Source organism: Alkalibacillus silvisoli (assembly GCF_039521975.1).
GTDB lineage: Bacteria > Bacillota > Bacilli > Bacillales > Alkalibacillaceae > Alkalibacillus > Alkalibacillus silvisoli.
Window position 1 is genome coordinate 237,934 of sequence record NZ_BAAACZ010000009.1, and the last position, 18,222, is coordinate 256,155.

Here is an 18,222-nt window from a genome sequence, read left to right on the forward strand (position 1 = left end):
ATCTAATAGGGGGTGACTGTAATGGATGAACGAGTTAATAATCAAGAAGAAGTGAAAACTGATGAAGTAACTGAAGAGAGACCAAATGAAGCTCAAGATTCAGATTCTGAGGTAACTGAAGAAGGACAAGTAGCTGAGGGTCAACAAGAGCATACTGATGAAATTAGTGAAGGTTCAGAAGTTGAACAATTAAATCAGGAAAAAGAAGCTCTTCAAGAGAAACTCGCTAGACTGCAAGCTGACTTTGATAACTTCCGTCGTCGTACGAAGAAAGATAAAGAGTCAGACCTAAAGTATAAAGCACAAGATATAGCTAATGACTTGATTCCTGTTGTCGACAATTTCGAGCGTGCGCTTCAAGTTGAAGTAAACGATGATAGTACACAATCATTTGCTGATGGTATAAAAATGGTTTATAACCAATTGAAGCAAGCTTTAGAGCAAAATGGGATAGAAGAAGTTGAAGCAGAGGGTGCCCAGTTTGACCCACAAAAACACCAAGCAGTGATGCAAGTAAGTGAGGAAGGTTATGAATCTAACCAAATTATTGAAGTACTTCAAAAAGGATATCAACTAAAAGACAGAGTTATTCGACCAGCAATGGTTAAAGTAAACGAATAAAAAAACAAAAGGATTTCTTAATATAAAGGAGGATGTTTTACTTATGAGTAAAATAATCGGTATTGATTTAGGTACAACAAACTCATGTGTATCGGTAATGGAAGGTGGGGAATCAAAGGTTATTCCAAACCCAGAAGGTAATCGTACGACACCTTCAGTCGTTGCATTTAAAAATGGTGAACGTCAAGTAGGTGAAGTAGCTAAACGACAAGCAATTACGAACCCTAATACAATTCAATCAGTTAAGCGTCATATGGGTACTGACTATAAAGTTGAAATTGAAGGTAAGGAATACACGCCTCAAGAAGTTTCGGCTATTATTTTACAACATATTAAATCATACGCAGAAGATTACTTAGGTGAAGAAGTATCTAAGGCAGTTATTACGGTTCCAGCATATTTCAACGATGCAGAGCGTCAGGCGACTAAAGATTCCGGTAAAATTGCTGGATTAGAAGTTGAACGTATTATTAACGAACCGACTGCAGCTGCTTTAGCTTATGGAATTGATCAGGATCAAGATCAAACAGTACTTGTCTATGATCTTGGTGGTGGTACGTTTGACGTATCTATTCTAGATATTGGTGATGGTACATTTGAAGTAGTAGCAACAGCAGGTGACAATAAACTTGGTGGTGATGACTTTGACCAAGTAATTATTGATCATATGGTAGCTGAATTTAGAAAAGAGAATGGCATTGACCTATCTCAAGATAAAATGGCACTACAACGCTTAAAAGAAGCTGCTGAAAAAGCGAAGAAAGATTTATCAGGTGTTGCACAAACTCAAATTTCATTACCATTCATTACGGCTGGTGATGCAGGACCATTACACTTAGAAATGAACTTAACACGCGCTAAATTTGAAGAAATTGCTTCAGAGCTAGTTGAGCGTACAATGGGACCGACTCGCCGTGCACTAAAAGATGCAGATATGTCTCCTTCAGAAATTCATCAAGCGATTCTTGTTGGCGGCTCTACTCGTATCCCAGCAGTACAAGAAGCAATTCAAAAAGAAATCGGAAAAGAACCATCTAAAGGTGTTAACCCAGATGAAGTTGTTGCACTAGGAGCAGCTATACAAGGTGGAGTTTTACAGGGTGATGTTAAAGATGTTGTATTATTAGACGTTACTCCACTTTCATTAGGTATTGAAACAATGGGTGGCGTATTTACAAAGTTAATCGAACGTAATACAACAATCCCAACAAGTGAATCACAAGTATTCTCTACAGCTGCAGATAACCAGCCTTCTGTAGATATTCATGTCCTACAAGGTGAGCGTGAAATGGCAGCTGATAACAAAACATTAGGTCGTTTCCAATTAAGTGATATTCCACCAGCACCACGTGGTGTACCACAAATCGAAGTTAAGTTCGATATCGATGCTAATGGTATTGTAAACGTAAGTGCAAAAGATTTAGGTACGAATAAAGAACAATCAATTACCATTAAGTCATCTTCAGGTCTGTCTGATGAAGAAGTTGAAGACATGGTGAAACAGGCAGAAGAGAATGCAGAAGAAGATAAAAAACGTCGTGAAGAAGTTGAACTTCGTAATGAAGCAGATCAATTAGTTTTCACAACAGATAAAACGATTACTGATCTTGGTGAAAACGTCACAGAAGAAGAAAAGCAAAAAGCTGAATCAGCAAAAGAAGAGCTTCAAAATGCACTAGAAGGCGAAGATATGGAAGCTATTAAAGAGAAGAAAGAAGCCTTAGAGCAAGAGGTTCAAAACTTATCTGTGAAAATGTATGAACAAGCACAACAACAAGCCGAGCAAGCACAAGAAAGCGAAGGTCAATCAGATGACAACGTTGTAGATGCTGAGTATGAAGAAGTTAATGAAGATGACAAGAAGTAATTGAAGTCAATGTTCAAAAGTCAAAGTCAAGAACAAGTATTACTTGGCTTTGACTTTATTTATGATTGCTATAAGTGGACGGTCACTTATGGATAATTGCAGGAAACGCAATTAGAATGTTATTATAAACTTTATGCGAGAAGATACGGGAGTGTGGTCTTCAATTGAGTAAACGAGATTATTATGATGTATTAGGTGTGTCAAAGGACGCATCAAAAGATGAAATTAAAAAAGCATATAGAAAACTAGCAAGGCAATATCACCCTGATGTAAGCGAAGAAGCAAATGCTGCAGACAAATTTAAAGAAGCTAAAGAAGCTTATGAAACATTAAGTAATGAACAAAAACGCCAGCAATATGACCGCTTCGGCCATGCTGGTGCTCAGCAAGGTCAAGGGTTTGGTGGAGCAGAAGGCTTTGGCGATTTCGGTGATATTTTCGACATGTTCTTTGGTGGTGGAGGTAGAAGAGACCCGAATGCCCCAAGACAAGGTCAAGATCTTCAATATACTATGGAAATAGAGTTTGAGGAAGCTGTATTTGGTAAAGAAACGACCATTCACCTTCCTAAAGAAGAAAAATGTGAAACGTGTGATGGATCGGGTGCTAAACCTGGTGCTACAGTATCAACTTGTTCGCACTGTAATGGAGCGGGCCAAATGAATGTTGAACAAAATACACCATTTGGTCGTGTTGTTAATAGAAGAGTATGTAATCACTGTTCAGGAACAGGACAATTTGTTGAAGAAAAATGTTCGACTTGTGGTGGTGCAGGGAATGTTAAAAAGCGTAAGAAAATTGATATTAACATCCCTGGTGGTATTGAAGATGGACAGCAAATAAGAGTATCTGCTCAGGGTGGACCTGGAGTGAATGGTGGCCCTCCTGGAGATTTATTTGTTGTTGTACGCGTGAAACGACATGAATTTTTTGAGCGTGATGGCGATGATATCTTATGCGAAATCCCAATTACGTTCACACAAGCAACATTAGGTGATGAGCTTGAAGTGCCGACTGTACATGGGCGGGTTAAATTAAAAATCCCAGCCGGTACTCAAACAGGTACTCATTTCCGCTTGAAAGGTAAAGGAGCACCTAATGTCCATGGCTATGGTCAAGGTGATCAACATATTCTTGTAAAGGTTATGGTTCCTAAAAGCATAAATGATCGTCAAAAAGAATTGCTGCGTGAATTCCATGAATTAAGTGGTGAAGATTCTTTAGATGAACAACAAGATAGTCTATTCAAGCGTTTTAAAAGGGCTTTTAAAGGTTAATAAAATATTAAAGCGAGTTGATGGTACGTGAAATGGTCTGAAATAAAGATTCATACCACTAATGAAGCAATTGAACCAATTTCGAATATTCTTCATGAATCTGGTGCGAGTGGCGTGGTTATTGAAGATCGTCAAGATTTGTTTCAAGAAAGGTCTACACTTTATGGCACAATCTATGATTTAGACCCAAGTAATTATCCTGAGGAAGGCGTTTATATTAAAGCTTATTTACCTGTTAATAGCTTTTTAGGTGAGACTGTAGAAGAAGTTAAACAGGCTATTAACAACCTTGTTAAGTTTGATATTGATATCGGAAAGAATAATGTTACAATTTCTGAGATTAACGAAGAGGAATGGGCAACAGCTTGGAAGAAATACTATAAGCCTGTCAAAATCTCAGAAAAAATTACCATTATACCAACTTGGGAAGAGTATGAGCCGGTAAGTAGTGACGAAATTATTATTGAATTAGACCCTGGGATGGCTTTTGGAACGGGAACACATCCGACAACGGTACTAAGTTTACAAGCACTTGAGCGCTATATTAACAAAGGAGATACCGTGATAGATGTTGGCTCAGGTTCTGGTGTCTTATCAATTGCATCAGCTTTACTTGGTTCTATTAATGTTAAAGCGTTTGATTTAGATGATGTAGCTGTTAAAAGCACAACCATTAACACTAAATTAAACCGTGTCCATGAATATGTTGAATCAAAACAGAATGATTTATTAAAAAACATTGAAACCAAAGCAGATGTCATTGTTTCAAATATTTTAGCTGAAATAATCGTGCAAACAACTAAAGAGGCATTCGACTTAATTAAACCGGGTGGTTATTTTATTACATCTGGTATCATTAAAGGTAAAAAAGAATTAGTGAAATCTGATTTAGAACAGCAAGGGTTTAACATACTAGAAGTAAACCAAATGGAAGATTGGATCTCAATCATCGCTAAGAAGCCAGAATAATGAGGAATTTACATGCAACGATATTTTATCCCAGAGAATCAATGGCAATTGCCTAATGATCGTTTAATTATTAAAAATGACGATTATCATCACATTGTAAACGTCATGAGAATGCAAATAGATGATGAGTTCATTTGTTGCGATCCTAGTGAACAAAGCTATCTTGTTAAAATAGTAGAAATTGTTGACAGTGATAAAACAATTCATGGTGAGATTGTTAAACCACTAGATGAACAAAATGAATTACCGGTAAATGTTACGATAGCTTATGGTTTACCTAAAGGTGATAAGCTAGACTTAGTTGTCCAAAAAGGTACTGAACTTGGCATGCGTGAATTAATTCCTTTAAAGATGGACCGTTCAGTTGTAAAGTGGGATGAGAAAAAAGCCGACAAAAAAATTCAAAGATTACAAAAAATCGCGAAGGAAGCTGGTGAACAGTCTCATAGGCAAACTGTTCCATCAATTGGAAGCCTTCAAAATTTAAGGTCGCTTTTACAAGATCGAACCTTTGATCAAATTATGGTAGCCAGTGAATATGAAGCTAAAAGTTTAGAGAATAAGGATAATTCGTTCGCTCATACGATTGAACATTTTAATGAAGGTGATGATGTGTTAGTCATAGTTGGCCCAGAAGGTGGTATTTCTGAAGCTGAATTACAGCTGTGCCAAGAAGAAGACGTGACACCAATTAGACTGGGACCAAGAATCTTAAGAAGTGAAACGGCCCCACTATACATTTTATCTGCTCTTTCTTTTTATCTTGAAGAATGGAGGTGAATAATGTGACAACAGTTGCATTTCACACATTAGGTTGTAAAGTAAACCATTATGAAACAGAAGCGATTTGGCAATTCTTTAAAGAACAGGACTATGAACGTGTTGACTTTAACCAAATTTCAGATGTCTATGTTATTAATACTTGCACGGTAACAAACACTGGAGATAAAAAAAGTAGACAAATTATTCGTCGCGCTATTAGAAAGAATCCAGATGCTGTAATTTGTGTAACAGGATGCTATGCTCAAACATCTCCAGATGAAATTATGGAGATACCAGGTGTTGATATTGTTGTAGGTACACAAGAGCGTCGTAACATGCTCGAGTACATAGAGCGTTACAAGAAGGAACGTCAACCAATTAATGGTGTAAACAACATTATGAAAACACGTACCTTTGAAGAAATGGATGTCCCTTTCTTTACTGACCGTACTAGAGCATCTCTTAAAATCCAGGAAGGTTGTAACAATTTCTGTACTTTTTGCATCATTCCTTGGGCGAGAGGTTTAATGCGCTCTAGGCCACCAGAAGATGTAGTTAATCAAGCACAACAATTAGTAGATGCAGGGTATAAAGAAATTGTCTTAACAGGTATTCATACTGGTGGCTATGGTGAAGATTTAAAGGATTGCAATTTGGCTGCGTTATTAAAAGACTTAGATGAAAAAGTAACAGGCTTAAAGCGTATTAGGATCTCTTCGATTGAAGCAAGTCAAATAACAGATGAGGTCATTGATATATTAGATCAGTCTGATAAAATTGTTAGACATTTACACATTCCGCTTCAAGCTGGTTCTGATACAGTACTTAAGCGTATGCGTCGTAAATATACAATGGACTTCTATCATAGTCGCCTAGAGAAAGTTAAGCAGGCATTACCAGGCCTAGCTATTACGTCTGATGTTATCGTTGGATTTCCTGGTGAGACTGAAGAGGAATTCATGGAAACTTATCACTCTATTCAAGAAATCGGGTTTTCTGAATTACACGTTTTCCCATATTCTATGAGAAGCGGTACGCCTGCTGCTCGTATGAAAGATCAAATTGATGACGATACGAAAGTTGACCGCGTTCACCGTCTTATTGAGTTATCCGACCAACAAGCAAAAGAATATGCCTCTCAATATGAAGGCGAAATACTAGAGGTTATTCCTGAAGAACCTTATAAGAAAGATTCAAATAGTGGCTTATATGAGGGTTATTCAGACAACTACTTAAAAGTGGTTTTTGAATGCCCTAAAGAATTAGTCGGACAAATTGTAAGAGTTAAGATAACTAAAGCTGGCTATCCTTATAATGAGGGACAGTTTGTTCGTGCGATGACTGATGAGAGTCATAACGAAGCTCTGAATATTTCTTAAACGTATTTTAACTTTTATTTGGATTTAATAATTAAGGAGAGATTACAATGGGACAAACATTAGCAAGCATGATCGATCACACACAGTTAAAACCAGAAACCCAAACTGAAAAAATTAATCAAATCTGCCAAGAAGCAAAAGAGAATAGTTTTGTATCTGTTTGTGTTAACCCAACATGGGTAGCACACTGTTATGAACTACTTAAGGATACAGATGTAAAAGTTTGTACAGTTATTGGGTTCCCTTTAGGAGCAACGACACCAGAAGCAAAAGCTTTTGAAACAAAACAGGCTATTGAAAACGGAGCAACAGAAATCGATATGGTTATTAATATTGGTTCACTAAAAGATGGCCAATATGAAGAGGTCGAAAGAGATATTAAAGCAGTGGTTACTGAAGCGGAAAAACAAGCTTTAGTTAAAGTTATTATTGAAACATCATTATTAACGAAAGACGAAAAAGTTAAAGCATGTGAAATTTCTAAACGCGCCGGCGCTGACTTTGTTAAAACATCAACAGGCTTCTCCGGAGGCGGTGCAACAGTAGAAGATATCCGTTTAATGCGTTTAACAGTGGGTCCTGAAATGGGTGTAAAAGCATCTGGTGGTGTAAAGGGACTTGATGATGCTAATGCGCTGATTGATGCAGGTGCTACACGCATCGGAGCATCTTCAGGTGTTCAAATTGTCAATGGTGAAACATCTACAACAGATTATTAATAGTTTGTTTAAATTTAAAAAGAGAGGTACGCGCGACTTAAGCTCGTACCTCTCTTTTTTCTTTATGAATAGACGTTATAAACTTACTAAATGGTCTTAGAAACAACAAAAATATAATACCTGTAGCAACGTTATATAATATTGAAATAAAAACAATTTGTTGTTCTGGGTTAGATGTAAGCCAAATAGATAACTGGATTAACGGCTCTCTGAATATACTTGGGAATGCGATAATCGCCCCTAAAACATTAATCCATATATGAGCATACGCCGTAATTTTAGCATAAAAGGGCTGACTAATTGAGACAATTAAAATTGTAATACAAGTCCCGATATTAGCACCTAATAGCAAATAGTAAGTATGAGCTAACGGAATTAAACCATCCTGTGAAAAACTCATTAATATTCCGGTTACTGTTGTGGAAGATTGAATAATTGTCGTCATTGTAAACCCTAAAAAGAGTAGGTGCAATGTAGATTGTTGTTCGGCGCCAACTAATTCCTCGATCCTAGATGATGGTATGACACTTGCTAGATTATCAAGTCCATATAAAGCTGTAAAAATCACACCTAAACCAAAAAGGATTACACCAGTAGAAAACCATAAATAATGTTGTAGTGGGATCATAATTAAAAAGAGCCCAACTAATAAACAGAACCACATTAAATCTAAATTATTCCAAACAAATAGTTGAGCAGTAAAAGTTGTTCCGATGTTAGCGCCAATAATATAACAAATAGCAAACTTTAATGACCTGCGCATTGAAGCCATAAAGGTAATCAGGATAGCTATAGATGCAGAACTACTTTGAAGTAAAGCGGTTAAAATTAACCCAGCTAACAATCCGTTTAGTGGGGATAGATTTGGTGTGAATTGTTTAATGTGGGTATAGGTTAAAGTTTGAAAACCAATGCGCATTAAAACAATTCCAAAAATAAATATTGCGATAAAAACAAAAACCAATAAAGTTAATGAATACATAATCAACACCTCGATTCATTTTATGGTAGAATAGGACAAGTCATGCGTAAAAGATTGACCAATTGGCAAATCTTTAATATAATAAGCAAAGATGTGCTAAGGGCACATTTTGATTTATGCGTTTTATTTGGAGGGAGGGTAGAGCATGTCAAATTCAACTCGCGTTAGAAAGAATGAGTCTATTGAGGATGCTCTTCGACGCTTTAGACGTTCGGTTTCTAAGAACGGCACGCTATCTGAGTATCGTAAGCGTGAATTCTATGAAAAACCGAGCGAACGTCGTAAGAAGAAGTCAGAAGCTGCAAGAAAGCGTAAAAAGTAAAAAGAGGGTGTAATTTTTAATGGCTTTGCTTGATCGTTTAAACGAAGATATGAAACAAGCTATGAAAAACAAGGAAAAAGATAAGCTTACGGTCATTCGTGGAATTAAATCTTCATTGCAAAATGAAGCAATCAAGAAAAAAGATGAAGAGCTCACTGAAGAAGAGGAGCTTCAAGTCCTAACTCGTGAAGTAAAGCAAAGAAAAGACTCCCTCCAAGAGTTCAAGGAAGCTAGTCGTGAAGATTTAGTTGACAAAACGGAGCAAGAATTAGCTCTTATTGAGACATATTTACCTGAACAGTTGTCTGATGAAGATTTACGTCAAGTTATTGAAGAGACTATTCAAGAAATTGGTGTAACTTCAAAGCAAGATATAGGTCAAGTTATGAGTGCTGTTATGCCTAAAGTAAAAGGTAAAACAGATGGCTCTAAAGTGAACCAGTTAGTTATGCAACAATTGCAGGTAAGGTAAAGGAAGATAGGTGCTAGCATTTCAATGTAAACATCGTGTATGAATGTTATAATATACAGATGACATTGATTTAGTTAGCACTTATTTTTTAATTATAATTAATGTGAGAATAGTATAACTATTTGAAAGTGGAGGGAGGGATACATAAGATGAGGAAAACAATGTATCTTGTTGTAATCTTTGCTTTGTCATTTATAGGGCTATATCAAGGGCTTGTGGAAGCAGAAGATGATCCTTCAAGGCCGCTTGTATATGTTGTTCCTGTTGAAGAGGAAGTCGAACGTGGATTAGTCGCTTTTATGGACCGAAGTATTCAAGAAGCTGAAGAGAACTTCGCTGATCATATTATTTTTGAAATTGATACACCTGGCGGGCGTGTTGATTCAGCTAATGAGATTGCAGGGTTACTCTCAGCAGTAAATATTCCAACAACCGCCTATATTAAAAGTCAAGCCTTATCAGCAGGCTCATACATATCACTAATGGCAGCTGATATTTATATGAATGAAGGGGCAACTATGGGTGCTTCAGGGGTTGTAACAGGAGATGGGTCAGCTGCGGATTCAAAAGCACAATCAGCTTGGGTTTCAGCTATGGAAGCAGCAGCTGAAAGAAATGATCGCGATCCCATTTTTGCGCGAGCCATGGCTGATGACTCAATTGATATGAGTGAATATGGAGCAGGCCAAGGTGATTTCTTAACGTTATCACCATCACAAGCTTATGAGGTTGGTTATGCTGAGGGTGTTGTGAGTGATCGAGAGGAAGTGTTAGCAAGCTTAGATATTGAAAATCCTCAAATCGTTGAAACATCACCAACTATATCTGAGAATATTGCAAGGTTTGTAACAAGTCCGATCGTGATTCCGATATTGTTATCAGTTGCAAGTATTGGTTTAATCGTCGAATTATACTCGCCAGGTTTTGGTATACCTGGTATCATGGGAGTATCATCACTACTTTTATTCTTCTATGGTCACTTAATTGCTGGTTTTGCTGGGCATGAGGCAATGATTTTACTGCTCTCAGGTTTAATATTAATTATACTCGAAATATTCTTCCCTAGTGGTGTATTTGGTATTATTGGTGGGGGAGCTATCTTAGGAGCTATGCTTGTATCCGGTGCTGATATGGGCCATATGGCAATGAGTATTGGTATTTCATTATTATTGGCCCTTGTTCTAGCATTCATTTTATTTAAAAAACTTGATACTAATAGAGGGTTGTTTAAATACTTAGTTTTAAAAGATCAAACCAGTAATGAATTAGGTTATGTGTCCAATGAAACAAGGCGTGATCTTATTGGAATGGAAGGGTATGCTCTAACATTCTTAAGGCCATCAGGTGCAGCTTTATTTGGTGATGAAAGATTAGATGTTGTAACTGAAGGTGCTTTTATTGACAGGAATAAACCGGTCAAAATTGTTAAGGTGGAAGGTTCTCGAATTGTCGTTCGAGAATTAAATAAAGAAGAATAATATTTTTTAGGAGGAGTTAAACATGGAATTAGCAGATTTATTTCCACTCATTATTGTTGCCGTATTAGTTATTGGTATAGCAATTCTATTCACTTTTGTACCAGTCATGCTATGGATTAGCGCATTAGCAGCTGGTGTGCGTATTAGTATCTTTACACTAGTAGGTATGCGTTTACGTCGAGTTGTACCTAAGATGGTGATTAATCCATTAATTAAAGCACATAAAGCTGGCTTGGCAGTTAATACGAACCAGCTTGAAAGCCACTACTTAGCTGGAGGTAACGTTGATCGTGTTGTTAATGCATTAATTGCTGCTCAACGCGCTAATATTGAATTAAGCTTCGAACGTTGTGCTGCTATTGACTTAGCGGGTCGTGACGTATTAGAAGCAGTACAAATGAGTGTAAATCCAAAAGTAATTGAAACGCCATTTATCGCTGGTGTTGCAATGGATGGTATCGAAATTAAAGCTAAATCACGTATTACAGTTCGAGCTAATATTGACCGCTTAGTAGGTGGTGCGGGTGAAGATACTGTAATTGCCCGTGTAGGTGAAGGTATTGTTAGTACAATTGGTTCTTCTGAAAGCCATAATAAAGTGCTAGAAAACCCTGACATTATTTCTCAAAATGTACTATCAAAAGGTTTAGATGCGGGTACAGCATTCGAAATCCTATCAATCGATATTGCAGATATTGATATTGGTAAGAACATTGGTGCAATCTTACAAACAGACCAGGCAGAAGCGGATAAAAACATTGCACAAGCGAAAGCAGAAGAACGTCGTGCCATGGCCGTAGCACGTGAGCAAGAAAACATTGCTAAAGTACAAGAAATGCAAGCTAAAGTTGTTGAAGCAGAGGCGTTAGTACCACAAGCATTAGCAGAGGCCCTACGTAATGGTAATATGGGTGTTATGGACTATGTCAACTATAAGAATGTTCTTGCTGATACTGATATGCGTGAAATGATTGGTAAGTTAAGCAAGCATGAAAATGATGAACATGATGAGAATAAGTAACCTCCATATTAAGGAGAGTCGATAATTATGGGTGGTTTATTTGAAGTGATCGTTGGCAATATATTTATAATCATCGCGGTATTAGTTGGTTTGTTAAGTTTGTTCCAAAGAGAGCAAAAGGGTGGAGAAAGGCAAGATCGTCCTCCAGTTTTTGGAGAAAACATACCAAAAACCCCTAACCGGGATCAGGCTGAGCAAGCGATGGAAACTGTTCAACAGAAAAACCAAGAGAAACTCGATGAAATATCTAGTCAAACATCTAGTTGGTATGAGGCTATGCAAGATTCTAAAGAGCGCTTAGAAGAAGTTGAAACTCAAGCTTTAGATTCTATACAAAGTGAAGCGATTGGTGGAATGGATGCAATCAAAAGCGGATCACTAGCCGATGAAGACCGACCAACAATTTCAAGGGTTTCAGTCTACCATAATATTACGAGAAAAAGAATTGTAGAAAGTGTGATTATGGCTGAAGTACTTGGTAAACCAAAGTCTAAAAAACAACGTACCATATAATTTTTGTTTTGAAACACAGGATGTAGTATACATCCTGTGTTTTTTTCATACATTGATGATGATAGGGGGTAACAGAATGAAATACATCCCAGGTAAACTTAATCGACTTTTTACAAATTATGGAATGTTACCTAAAGATGTCATCTATGATTATCCGCGCGTTACGATGATTGGAAACATCCATTTATATATTGAAAATCATAAAGGCTTACTAAACTTCAATGAACATGAAATTATTATTAAACAAGACCAAGGTACAATTAGAATTAAGGGAAAGCAGCTGGTTATAAAAAATTTATTAGCTGAAGAAATTGTCATTGAAGGAGTTATTGATTCAGTTGGTTGGGAGAGTTCTAATACATAATTTGAAAGGAGGAGCTTTCATTAGAAAGAAGTTGTCTTATCGGGGAATGGTTGAAGTTGTAGTTAAAGGTGGACAAGTTGAACAATTTTTAACTAGTCTTAGTGTTGAAGGTATCCAAATTGAAAATGTTTCACGTATTGATGAGAATACCGTAATGGTTCAGGTAAATTATTTAGCTATATCAACTATGAAAGCGAAACGGAAGAAGTACAATTGTAAACTAAAGTTTAAAAACAGATATGGAATGCCTTTTTTTTATAGTAAGCGCAAAAAGTGGATTCCACCACTAGTTGGAGTTGTCTTATCATTTTTATTTATTCTTGTTCTATCAAATGTTGTTTGGAATGTTGCAGTTGATGGTGGTAGTCCAGAGACACGTTATGAAGTAAATGAATTGTTAGATACATTAGGATTAAAACAAGGGAATTGGGTTCAAAATATGGAGGATATCAGTACAATTGAAAGAGAAATCATGAATAATATTGATGAGGTTTCCTACGTAGGTATAAGTAAAAGTGGAAGTTCCTATAATATTTTAATCGAAGAATCTGAAACAATGGAACCAAATGTTGAACAAGACCCAGCTAATCTTGTGGCAAGTAAAGCAGGTACTGTTGATTCTATGTTTGTTATTAATGGACGACCATTAGTTGAAATTAGTGATTTCGTTGAAAAAGGTGATGTGTTAGTTACAGGAGAATTGGATGAAGATGGCGAAGTATTAACATATGCTGAGGGAGAAGTTATTGCAGAAGTTTGGTATGAAATCGATGTAACCGTTGATTTATCACAGTATTTACTCTCCTTAAGCTCAGATCCCCAAAAACGTTACTCAATATCACTGTTTGAAAGTTTAGAATGGATGCCTCGTAGTTCAGGTGATAAAAGGTTGCTATTAACCAATGATCGGCCGATTTATTTTTTGAATTGGGAATTACCGATATCTTTTCATGAGCATTACTTTTATGGAGAAGATGAAGAAATAACTGAGACTGAAGTCGACCATCATGTTCAAGAAATTGTAGAAGATCAGTTAAAACGTAAGCTAGGACAATCGGTTGATATCATTTACCAAAAAGTTTTGCACGAGGAGAGGGACAGTGATAAAGTAAAATTAGAAATGTTTGTTAAAGTTCTAGAAGATATTACCGAAGAACAAATAATCGACCAAGGAGATTGATGTATGCAAGCAAGAAAACAAACGATTAATTTACATCTTGAAGACCATAATGACACGTTAAATTTATTTGGCACAAACGATCGTCACATTAAGCAAATAGAAGAATATTTACCAGTTAAAATTATAACGCGGGGCGGTCAAATAAAGATTGAAGGCAATCAAGAAGATATCGAAATGGTTCATGAACTGTTACAAAAAGTCCTTAAAGTTATTAAAAAGGGGATAACCGTAACAGAAAGAGATATCATTTATGGAATAGAGCTAGCTAGAACAGATAAGCTAGAGCAATTCGAAACTTTATTTGAAGATGAAATTACTAAAAATCAAAACGGAAAACCAATAAGGGTGAAAACACTAGGTCAGCGTGATTACGTTTCTGCAATGAAGGCGAACGACTTAGTATTTGGTGTAGGTCCTGCTGGTACAGGTAAGACTTATTTGGCTGTAGTTATGGCAGCTAAAGCTTTACGGAATGGAGAAGTTAAACGGTTAATTCTGACTCGTCCCGCTGTTGAGGCAGGAGAAAGTTTGGGTTTTTTACCAGGGGACTTAAAGGAGAAGGTTGATCCATACTTACGTCCATTATATGATGCCTTACACGATGTAATTGGTACTGAACATACAGCAAGGCTCATGGAAAGAGGTACGATTGAAATCGCTCCTTTAGCGTATATGCGTGGTAGAACCTTAGACGATGCATTTGTCATATTGGATGAAGCACAAAACACAACACCTGAACAAATAAAGATGTTTTTAACACGATTAGGTTTTGGCTCCAAAATGGTCGTTACGGGTGATATTACACAAATCGACCTACCAAAAGGTGTGACATCAGGATTGAAAGTTGTAGAAAATAAATTATCTAGTGTTAAAGGAATCTCTTTTAATTACCTAAAAGGTTCTGATGTAGTTAGACACCCGTTAGTGCAACGAATTATTGATGCGTATGAAGAGTAAATTATTTTTAGTACTGGGGAATGGATATGGGGAAGCGGAAGTGGAGAAAACACAGTAAGGCAAGAGGTGGAAACCTTAGTGTTGTTACTACAGCAATTACAGCACCGATTATTTTTGTGCTTATTATGTCTGCGTATTACTTTCAAGGCTATGTGGGTGAACATGAGTTAATTCTTACGGGTTTAGTAGCTGTTTTGTTTACGTTAATTTTGTCATTAGAAGTTAATTATTATAAAGAGTGGACGAAAAATATGTCATTGGCCAACACCTTGTTAAGTGGTGGTATGCTTCTTTTAATTAGTGCGATTCAAACATTTGGCCCTAATGTAGAATCGCTCTTTTACATTGTTCCAATTGCAGCATACGCCGTATTAACGACTTATTTAGTCCATGAACGCTTTGCAATTGTATCATCAGTTTTAATCGCAATTATGGGAAGTTTGATTTTTACATTACAAGGTGATCTAAATCAGTTTTTATATGTTTTAATCTACTTTTTATTATCACAATGGTTTGCGATTTTTCTATACGATTTTATAACAGACCGGCTATCGTTGTTTAAAACATCGATTCCCGTTATTATTTTACATATTGGTATTGTGGCTGCATTTCAAGTTCGATCTATTGAAGGCTTATTATCAGTAGAAACAGTAACGGCTTTTATATTTGCTGTATTATCGATATTTGTTTCAGCTGTATTAATCTTAGGGTTATTTCCGTTATTTGAAGCGAGTCTTAACTTACTAACAGAGTCCAAACTCTTAACACTAGCGAACCCTAATCACCCGTTATTAAAACAAATTTTAGTGAAAGCTCCCGGCACATATCATCATAGTGTTATGGTGGCAAATTTAAGTGAATCAGCTTGTGAAGCAATTGGCGCTAATGGATTGTTGGCTCGTGTTGCAGCTTATTATCATGATATTGGTAAGTCATTTCAACCTAAATACTTTATAGAGAACCAACATAATATAACCAACCCACATGATGATTTAAGTCCAATAGTGAGCGCAGAAATCATCTTAAAACACCCCTTTGAAGGTGCAGCGGTTCTCCGTGAGTATGGAATTCCAGAAGAAATTATTGATATTACTGAACAGCATCACGGAACAACGTTGTTAAAATACTTTTACTATCAAGCTAAAGAGCAAGGTGAAGATGTATTAGAAGAGAAGTTCCGTTATATTGGTCCAACACCACAGTCTAAAGAATCTGCTGTCATTAATATCTGTGATTCTGTAGAAGCAGCTGTACGTTCCAAGACTAATCCTACCGTCGATGAAATTAGGCAAATTGTTCGTGCTATCATTCATGATCGTCTAATTGATGGACAATTAGACGATAGTCAGTTAACCTTGAAAGACTTAAGAGTAATAGAAGAATCGATATGTGACATGCTAAATGGTATATTCCATTCACGTATAGAGTATCCAGAGTTTGATGACAACGAGGACGTTAAGGAGGGCTCATCATCATGAATATAGATCTAGTCGATGAAACAAATGAAATTAAAAATGATCAATTGAAATTAATTAATGAAGTGTTAGAGTTCACAGCTCAACAAGAGTCAGTAGAAGAAGAAGCTGAAGTGTCTGTCACGTTTGTTAAGGATGAAGACATTAGACAAATTAACCGTGACTACCGTGATAAAGACTATGCAACAGATGTCATTTCTTTTGCTTTAGAAGAGCAAGGTGAAGGGGAATTAGAGGTAGTTGGAGATGACCTTCCTATCCATTTAGGTGATATTATCATTTCAATAGACCGTGCGAAGGAACAAGCTCATGAATACGGGCATTCATTAGACAGGGAATTTGCTTTCTTAGCAGTCCATGGCTTTTTGCACCTATTAGGTTTTGATCATGATTCTGAGGAAGACGAGAAAAAGATGTTTGAGAAACAAGAAACCATTTTACAAAAGTTTGGGTTAAAGCGTTATGAAACATAATCGGGTCGGACTTAAGTATGCTATATCGGGTTTTTATTCTGCTTTAAAAACAGAGCATAATATTAAAGTCCATTTTGTAATCATGTTTATCACACTTTTTGCGGGTCTTTTATTTGGACTTTCGCGTTTGGAGTGGTTATTTGTTTTATTAGCGATTGGCTTAGTTTTAGCACTAGAATTAGTCAATACCGTTATAGAGCTTATTACAGATGTATTATTTGAGGATAAACACGAAAAAGCCAAGTTGATTAAAGATATAAGCGCTGCTGCTGTACTAGTAGCGGCTACTTTTGCAGCTTTAGTAGGAATTATTATTTTCTTACCTAAGATTTTAGGATTATTTTAAATCATAATCGGTTCGTTTCAATAACTCGCTAAATTGCGGGTTTTATTTTATTCGCAAAACATTTGTCGATTATGTGAATTTGAATTATTTTTATAGTACACTAAACTTAACAGCATTGAATAGGAGAGCATTTATATGACAGAACAATTTCACTCAGGTTTTATTGCAATTATTGGACGACCGAATGTAGGTAAATCGACGTTTATGAACCGTGTGATCGGGGAGAAAATCGCGATTATGAGTGACAAACCCCAAACGACGCGTAACAAAATCCAAGGTGTAGTAACTACAGACGAAGCACAATTCGTATTTATAGATACACCAGGTATCCATAAACCTAAACATCGCTTAGGAGATTTTATGGTGAAATCAGCCATTGATACATTAAATGAAGTAGATGTCATTATGTTTATGGTGAATGCCGATGAAGGGTACGGAAAAGGTGACGAATTTATTATCGAAAAGCTTAAACAAGTAAGTAACCCAGTTGTATTAGTCATTAATAAAATTGATCAAGTTCACCCAGATCAATTACTACCAATCATTGATACTTATAGGGAAAAGCTTGATTTTGATGAAATAGTACCCATCTCGGCACTAGAGGGTAACAATACAGACCACCTGTTAGATGTATTAACTAAAAAGCTACCAGAAGGACCGCAATATTATCCAGAAGATCAAATAACAGACCATCCCGAGCGCTTTATCATTAGTGAATTAGTCAGGGAGAAAGTATTACACCATACGCATGAAGAAATTCCACATTCTATTGCTGTTGTTATTGATTCAATTAAATCAAGAGAAGAAAAAGATATAATCGATGTACAGGCTACTATTATTGTGGAACGAAAATCACAAAAAGGCATTATAATAGGGAAACAAGGGAAAATGTTAAAGCAGATTGGTACTGAGGCAAGAAAGGATATTGAAGCTTTATTAGGTTCAGGTGTGTTCTTGGAATTATGGGTTAAAGTTCAAAAAGATTGGCGTAATCGTGTATTTCATCTGCGTGATTATGGCTATAAAGAAGATGATTATTAAACAA

General features: G+C 36.4%; 20 protein-coding genes. 19 read left to right on the plus strand and 1 reads right to left on the minus strand.

Annotated features, from left to right (window positions below; translation table 11 throughout):
- The first annotated feature begins 21 nt into the window (after window positions 1-21).
- The 7 genes from grpE to deoC all read left to right on the plus strand — a co-directional run bounded on the left by grpE (window position 22) and on the right by deoC (window position 7,594).
- Window positions 22-621 (plus strand): nucleotide exchange factor GrpE, encoded by a 600-nt coding sequence (gene grpE / locus ABDZ63_RS05355; protein WP_343782268.1) that lies wholly within the window; start codon window positions 22-24, stop codon window positions 619-621.
- Window positions 622-664: 43 nt separating this feature from the next.
- Window positions 665-2,488 (plus strand): molecular chaperone DnaK, encoded by a 1,824-nt coding sequence (gene dnaK, locus ABDZ63_RS05360; RefSeq protein WP_343782269.1) that lies wholly within the window; start codon window positions 665-667, stop codon window positions 2,486-2,488.
- A gap of 164 nt (window positions 2,489-2,652) precedes the next feature.
- Complete coding sequence (dnaJ, locus tag ABDZ63_RS05365; protein WP_343782271.1) at window positions 2,653-3,765, plus strand: molecular chaperone DnaJ; 1,113 nt, start codon at window positions 2,653-2,655, stop codon at window positions 3,763-3,765.
- Between the two features lie 27 nt (window positions 3,766-3,792).
- Window positions 3,793-4,734 carry a 50S ribosomal protein L11 methyltransferase gene (gene prmA / locus ABDZ63_RS05370; RefSeq protein ID WP_343782272.1) on the plus strand — a complete coding sequence of 314 codons (942 nt, stop codon included), beginning with the start codon at window positions 3,793-3,795 and terminating at the stop codon, window positions 4,732-4,734.
- A gap of 12 nt (window positions 4,735-4,746) precedes the next feature.
- Window positions 4,747-5,514 (plus strand): 16S rRNA (uracil(1498)-N(3))-methyltransferase, encoded by a 768-nt coding sequence (locus ABDZ63_RS05375; RefSeq protein WP_343782273.1) that lies wholly within the window; start codon window positions 4,747-4,749, stop codon window positions 5,512-5,514.
- Window positions 5,515-5,519: 5 nt separating this feature from the next.
- A complete protein-coding gene (gene mtaB / locus ABDZ63_RS05380) occupies window positions 5,520-6,875 on the plus strand; it encodes a tRNA (N(6)-L-threonylcarbamoyladenosine(37)-C(2))-methylthiotransferase MtaB (protein ID WP_343782274.1) in 1,356 nt (451 codons plus the stop codon).
- A 47-nt stretch (window positions 6,876-6,922) separates the two neighbouring features.
- Window positions 6,923-7,594 (plus strand): deoxyribose-phosphate aldolase, encoded by a 672-nt coding sequence (deoC, locus tag ABDZ63_RS05385; RefSeq protein WP_343782275.1) that lies wholly within the window; start codon window positions 6,923-6,925, stop codon window positions 7,592-7,594.
- 37 nt (window positions 7,595-7,631) lie between these two features.
- Here the strand turns inward: deoC and ABDZ63_RS05390 are convergent, their stop codons facing one another.
- Window positions 7,632-8,576, minus strand: coding sequence for a Na/Pi symporter (locus ABDZ63_RS05390; protein ID WP_343782277.1), 945 nt, complete (start codon window positions 8,574-8,576; stop codon window positions 7,632-7,634).
- A 145-nt stretch (window positions 8,577-8,721) separates the two neighbouring features.
- On the opposite strand from ABDZ63_RS05390, the gene rpsU reads away from it, so the two are divergent.
- The 12 genes from rpsU to era all read left to right on the plus strand — a co-directional run bounded on the left by rpsU (window position 8,722) and on the right by era (window position 18,218).
- A complete protein-coding gene (gene rpsU / locus ABDZ63_RS05395) occupies window positions 8,722-8,898 on the plus strand; it encodes a 30S ribosomal protein S21 (RefSeq protein ID WP_343782278.1) in 177 nt (58 codons plus the stop codon).
- A 19-nt stretch (window positions 8,899-8,917) separates the two neighbouring features.
- Window positions 8,918-9,370, plus strand: coding sequence for a GatB/YqeY domain-containing protein (locus tag ABDZ63_RS05400; protein ID WP_343782280.1), 453 nt, complete (start codon window positions 8,918-8,920; stop codon window positions 9,368-9,370).
- 149 nt (window positions 9,371-9,519) lie between these two features.
- The gene (locus ABDZ63_RS05405; RefSeq protein WP_343782281.1) at window positions 9,520-10,848 is read left to right on the plus strand and encodes an NfeD family protein; all 1,329 of its coding nucleotides are present in this window, start codon (window positions 9,520-9,522) and stop codon (window positions 10,846-10,848) included.
- Window positions 10,849-10,870: 22 nt separating this feature from the next.
- Entirely contained in the window at window positions 10,871-11,869 is a 999-nt protein-coding gene (gene floA, locus ABDZ63_RS05410) for a flotillin-like protein FloA (protein WP_343782282.1), read from the plus strand.
- A 27-nt stretch (window positions 11,870-11,896) separates the two neighbouring features.
- The gene (locus ABDZ63_RS05415) at window positions 11,897-12,382 is read left to right on the plus strand and encodes a hypothetical protein (protein ID WP_343782283.1); all 486 of its coding nucleotides are present in this window, start codon (window positions 11,897-11,899) and stop codon (window positions 12,380-12,382) included.
- A gap of 76 nt (window positions 12,383-12,458) precedes the next feature.
- The gene (yqfC, locus tag ABDZ63_RS05420; RefSeq protein ID WP_343782284.1) at window positions 12,459-12,746 is read left to right on the plus strand and encodes a sporulation protein YqfC; all 288 of its coding nucleotides are present in this window, start codon (window positions 12,459-12,461) and stop codon (window positions 12,744-12,746) included.
- Between the two features lie 46 nt (window positions 12,747-12,792).
- On the plus strand, window positions 12,793-13,926 hold the full coding sequence (yqfD, locus tag ABDZ63_RS05425; protein ID WP_343782286.1) for a sporulation protein YqfD: 1,134 nt from the start codon (window positions 12,793-12,795) through the stop codon (window positions 13,924-13,926).
- Window positions 13,927-13,929: 3 nt separating this feature from the next.
- On the plus strand, window positions 13,930-14,883 hold the full coding sequence (locus ABDZ63_RS05430) for a PhoH family protein (RefSeq protein WP_343782287.1): 954 nt from the start codon (window positions 13,930-13,932) through the stop codon (window positions 14,881-14,883).
- A 26-nt stretch (window positions 14,884-14,909) separates the two neighbouring features.
- Window positions 14,910-16,361 (plus strand): HD family phosphohydrolase, encoded by a 1,452-nt coding sequence (locus ABDZ63_RS05435; RefSeq protein ID WP_343782288.1) that lies wholly within the window; start codon window positions 14,910-14,912, stop codon window positions 16,359-16,361.
- Window positions 16,358-16,831: an rRNA maturation RNase YbeY gene (gene ybeY, locus ABDZ63_RS05440; protein ID WP_425541944.1), complete on the plus strand. Its 474-nt coding sequence runs from the start codon at window positions 16,358-16,360 to the stop codon at window positions 16,829-16,831. The genes ABDZ63_RS05435 and ybeY overlap by 4 nt, the downstream gene beginning before the upstream one ends.
- Complete coding sequence (locus tag ABDZ63_RS05445; protein WP_343782290.1) at window positions 16,821-17,177, plus strand: diacylglycerol kinase family protein; 357 nt, start codon at window positions 16,821-16,823, stop codon at window positions 17,175-17,177. The genes ybeY and ABDZ63_RS05445 overlap by 11 nt, the downstream gene beginning before the upstream one ends.
- A gap of 135 nt (window positions 17,178-17,312) precedes the next feature.
- Window positions 17,313-18,218: a GTPase Era gene (gene era / locus ABDZ63_RS05450; RefSeq protein WP_343782291.1), complete on the plus strand. Its 906-nt coding sequence runs from the start codon at window positions 17,313-17,315 to the stop codon at window positions 18,216-18,218.
- The last annotated feature ends 4 nt before the right edge of the window (window positions 18,219-18,222 follow it).

Bases quoted from the DNA above. Each gene is read 5' to 3' on its own strand.
- ABDZ63_RS05400 (WP_343782280.1), top strand. From the start codon at position 8,918: ATGGCTTTGCTTGATCGTTTAAACGAAGATATGAAACAAGCTATGAAA.
- ABDZ63_RS05415 (WP_343782283.1), top strand. From the start codon at position 11,897: ATGGGTGGTTTATTTGAAGTGATCGTTGGCAATATATTTATAATCATC.
- dnaK (WP_343782269.1), top strand. From the start codon at position 665: ATGAGTAAAATAATCGGTATTGATTTAGGTACAACAAACTCATGTGTA.
- grpE (WP_343782268.1), top strand. From the start codon at position 22: ATGGATGAACGAGTTAATAATCAAGAAGAAGTGAAAACTGATGAAGTA.
- ABDZ63_RS05445 (WP_343782290.1), top strand. From the start codon at position 16,821: ATGAAACATAATCGGGTCGGACTTAAGTATGCTATATCGGGTTTTTAT.
- ABDZ63_RS05430 (WP_343782287.1), top strand. From the start codon at position 13,930: ATGCAAGCAAGAAAACAAACGATTAATTTACATCTTGAAGACCATAAT.
- yqfC (WP_343782284.1), top strand. From the start codon at position 12,459: ATGAAATACATCCCAGGTAAACTTAATCGACTTTTTACAAATTATGGA.
- ybeY (WP_425541944.1), top strand. From the start codon at position 16,358: ATGAATATAGATCTAGTCGATGAAACAAATGAAATTAAAAATGATCAA.
- yqfD (WP_343782286.1), top strand. From the start codon at position 12,793: ATGGTTGAAGTTGTAGTTAAAGGTGGACAAGTTGAACAATTTTTAACT.
- ABDZ63_RS05435 (WP_343782288.1), top strand. From the start codon at position 14,910: ATGGGGAAGCGGAAGTGGAGAAAACACAGTAAGGCAAGAGGTGGAAAC.
- ABDZ63_RS05375 (WP_343782273.1), top strand. From the start codon at position 4,747: ATGCAACGATATTTTATCCCAGAGAATCAATGGCAATTGCCTAATGAT.
- floA (WP_343782282.1), top strand. From the start codon at position 10,871: ATGGAATTAGCAGATTTATTTCCACTCATTATTGTTGCCGTATTAGTT.
- ABDZ63_RS05390 (WP_343782277.1), bottom strand. From the start codon at position 8,576: ATGTATTCATTAACTTTATTGGTTTTTGTTTTTATCGCAATATTTATT.
- ABDZ63_RS05405 (WP_343782281.1), top strand. From the start codon at position 9,520: ATGAGGAAAACAATGTATCTTGTTGTAATCTTTGCTTTGTCATTTATA.
- deoC (WP_343782275.1), top strand. From the start codon at position 6,923: ATGGGACAAACATTAGCAAGCATGATCGATCACACACAGTTAAAACCA.
- era (WP_343782291.1), top strand. From the start codon at position 17,313: ATGACAGAACAATTTCACTCAGGTTTTATTGCAATTATTGGACGACCG.
- rpsU (WP_343782278.1), top strand. From the start codon at position 8,722: ATGTCAAATTCAACTCGCGTTAGAAAGAATGAGTCTATTGAGGATGCT.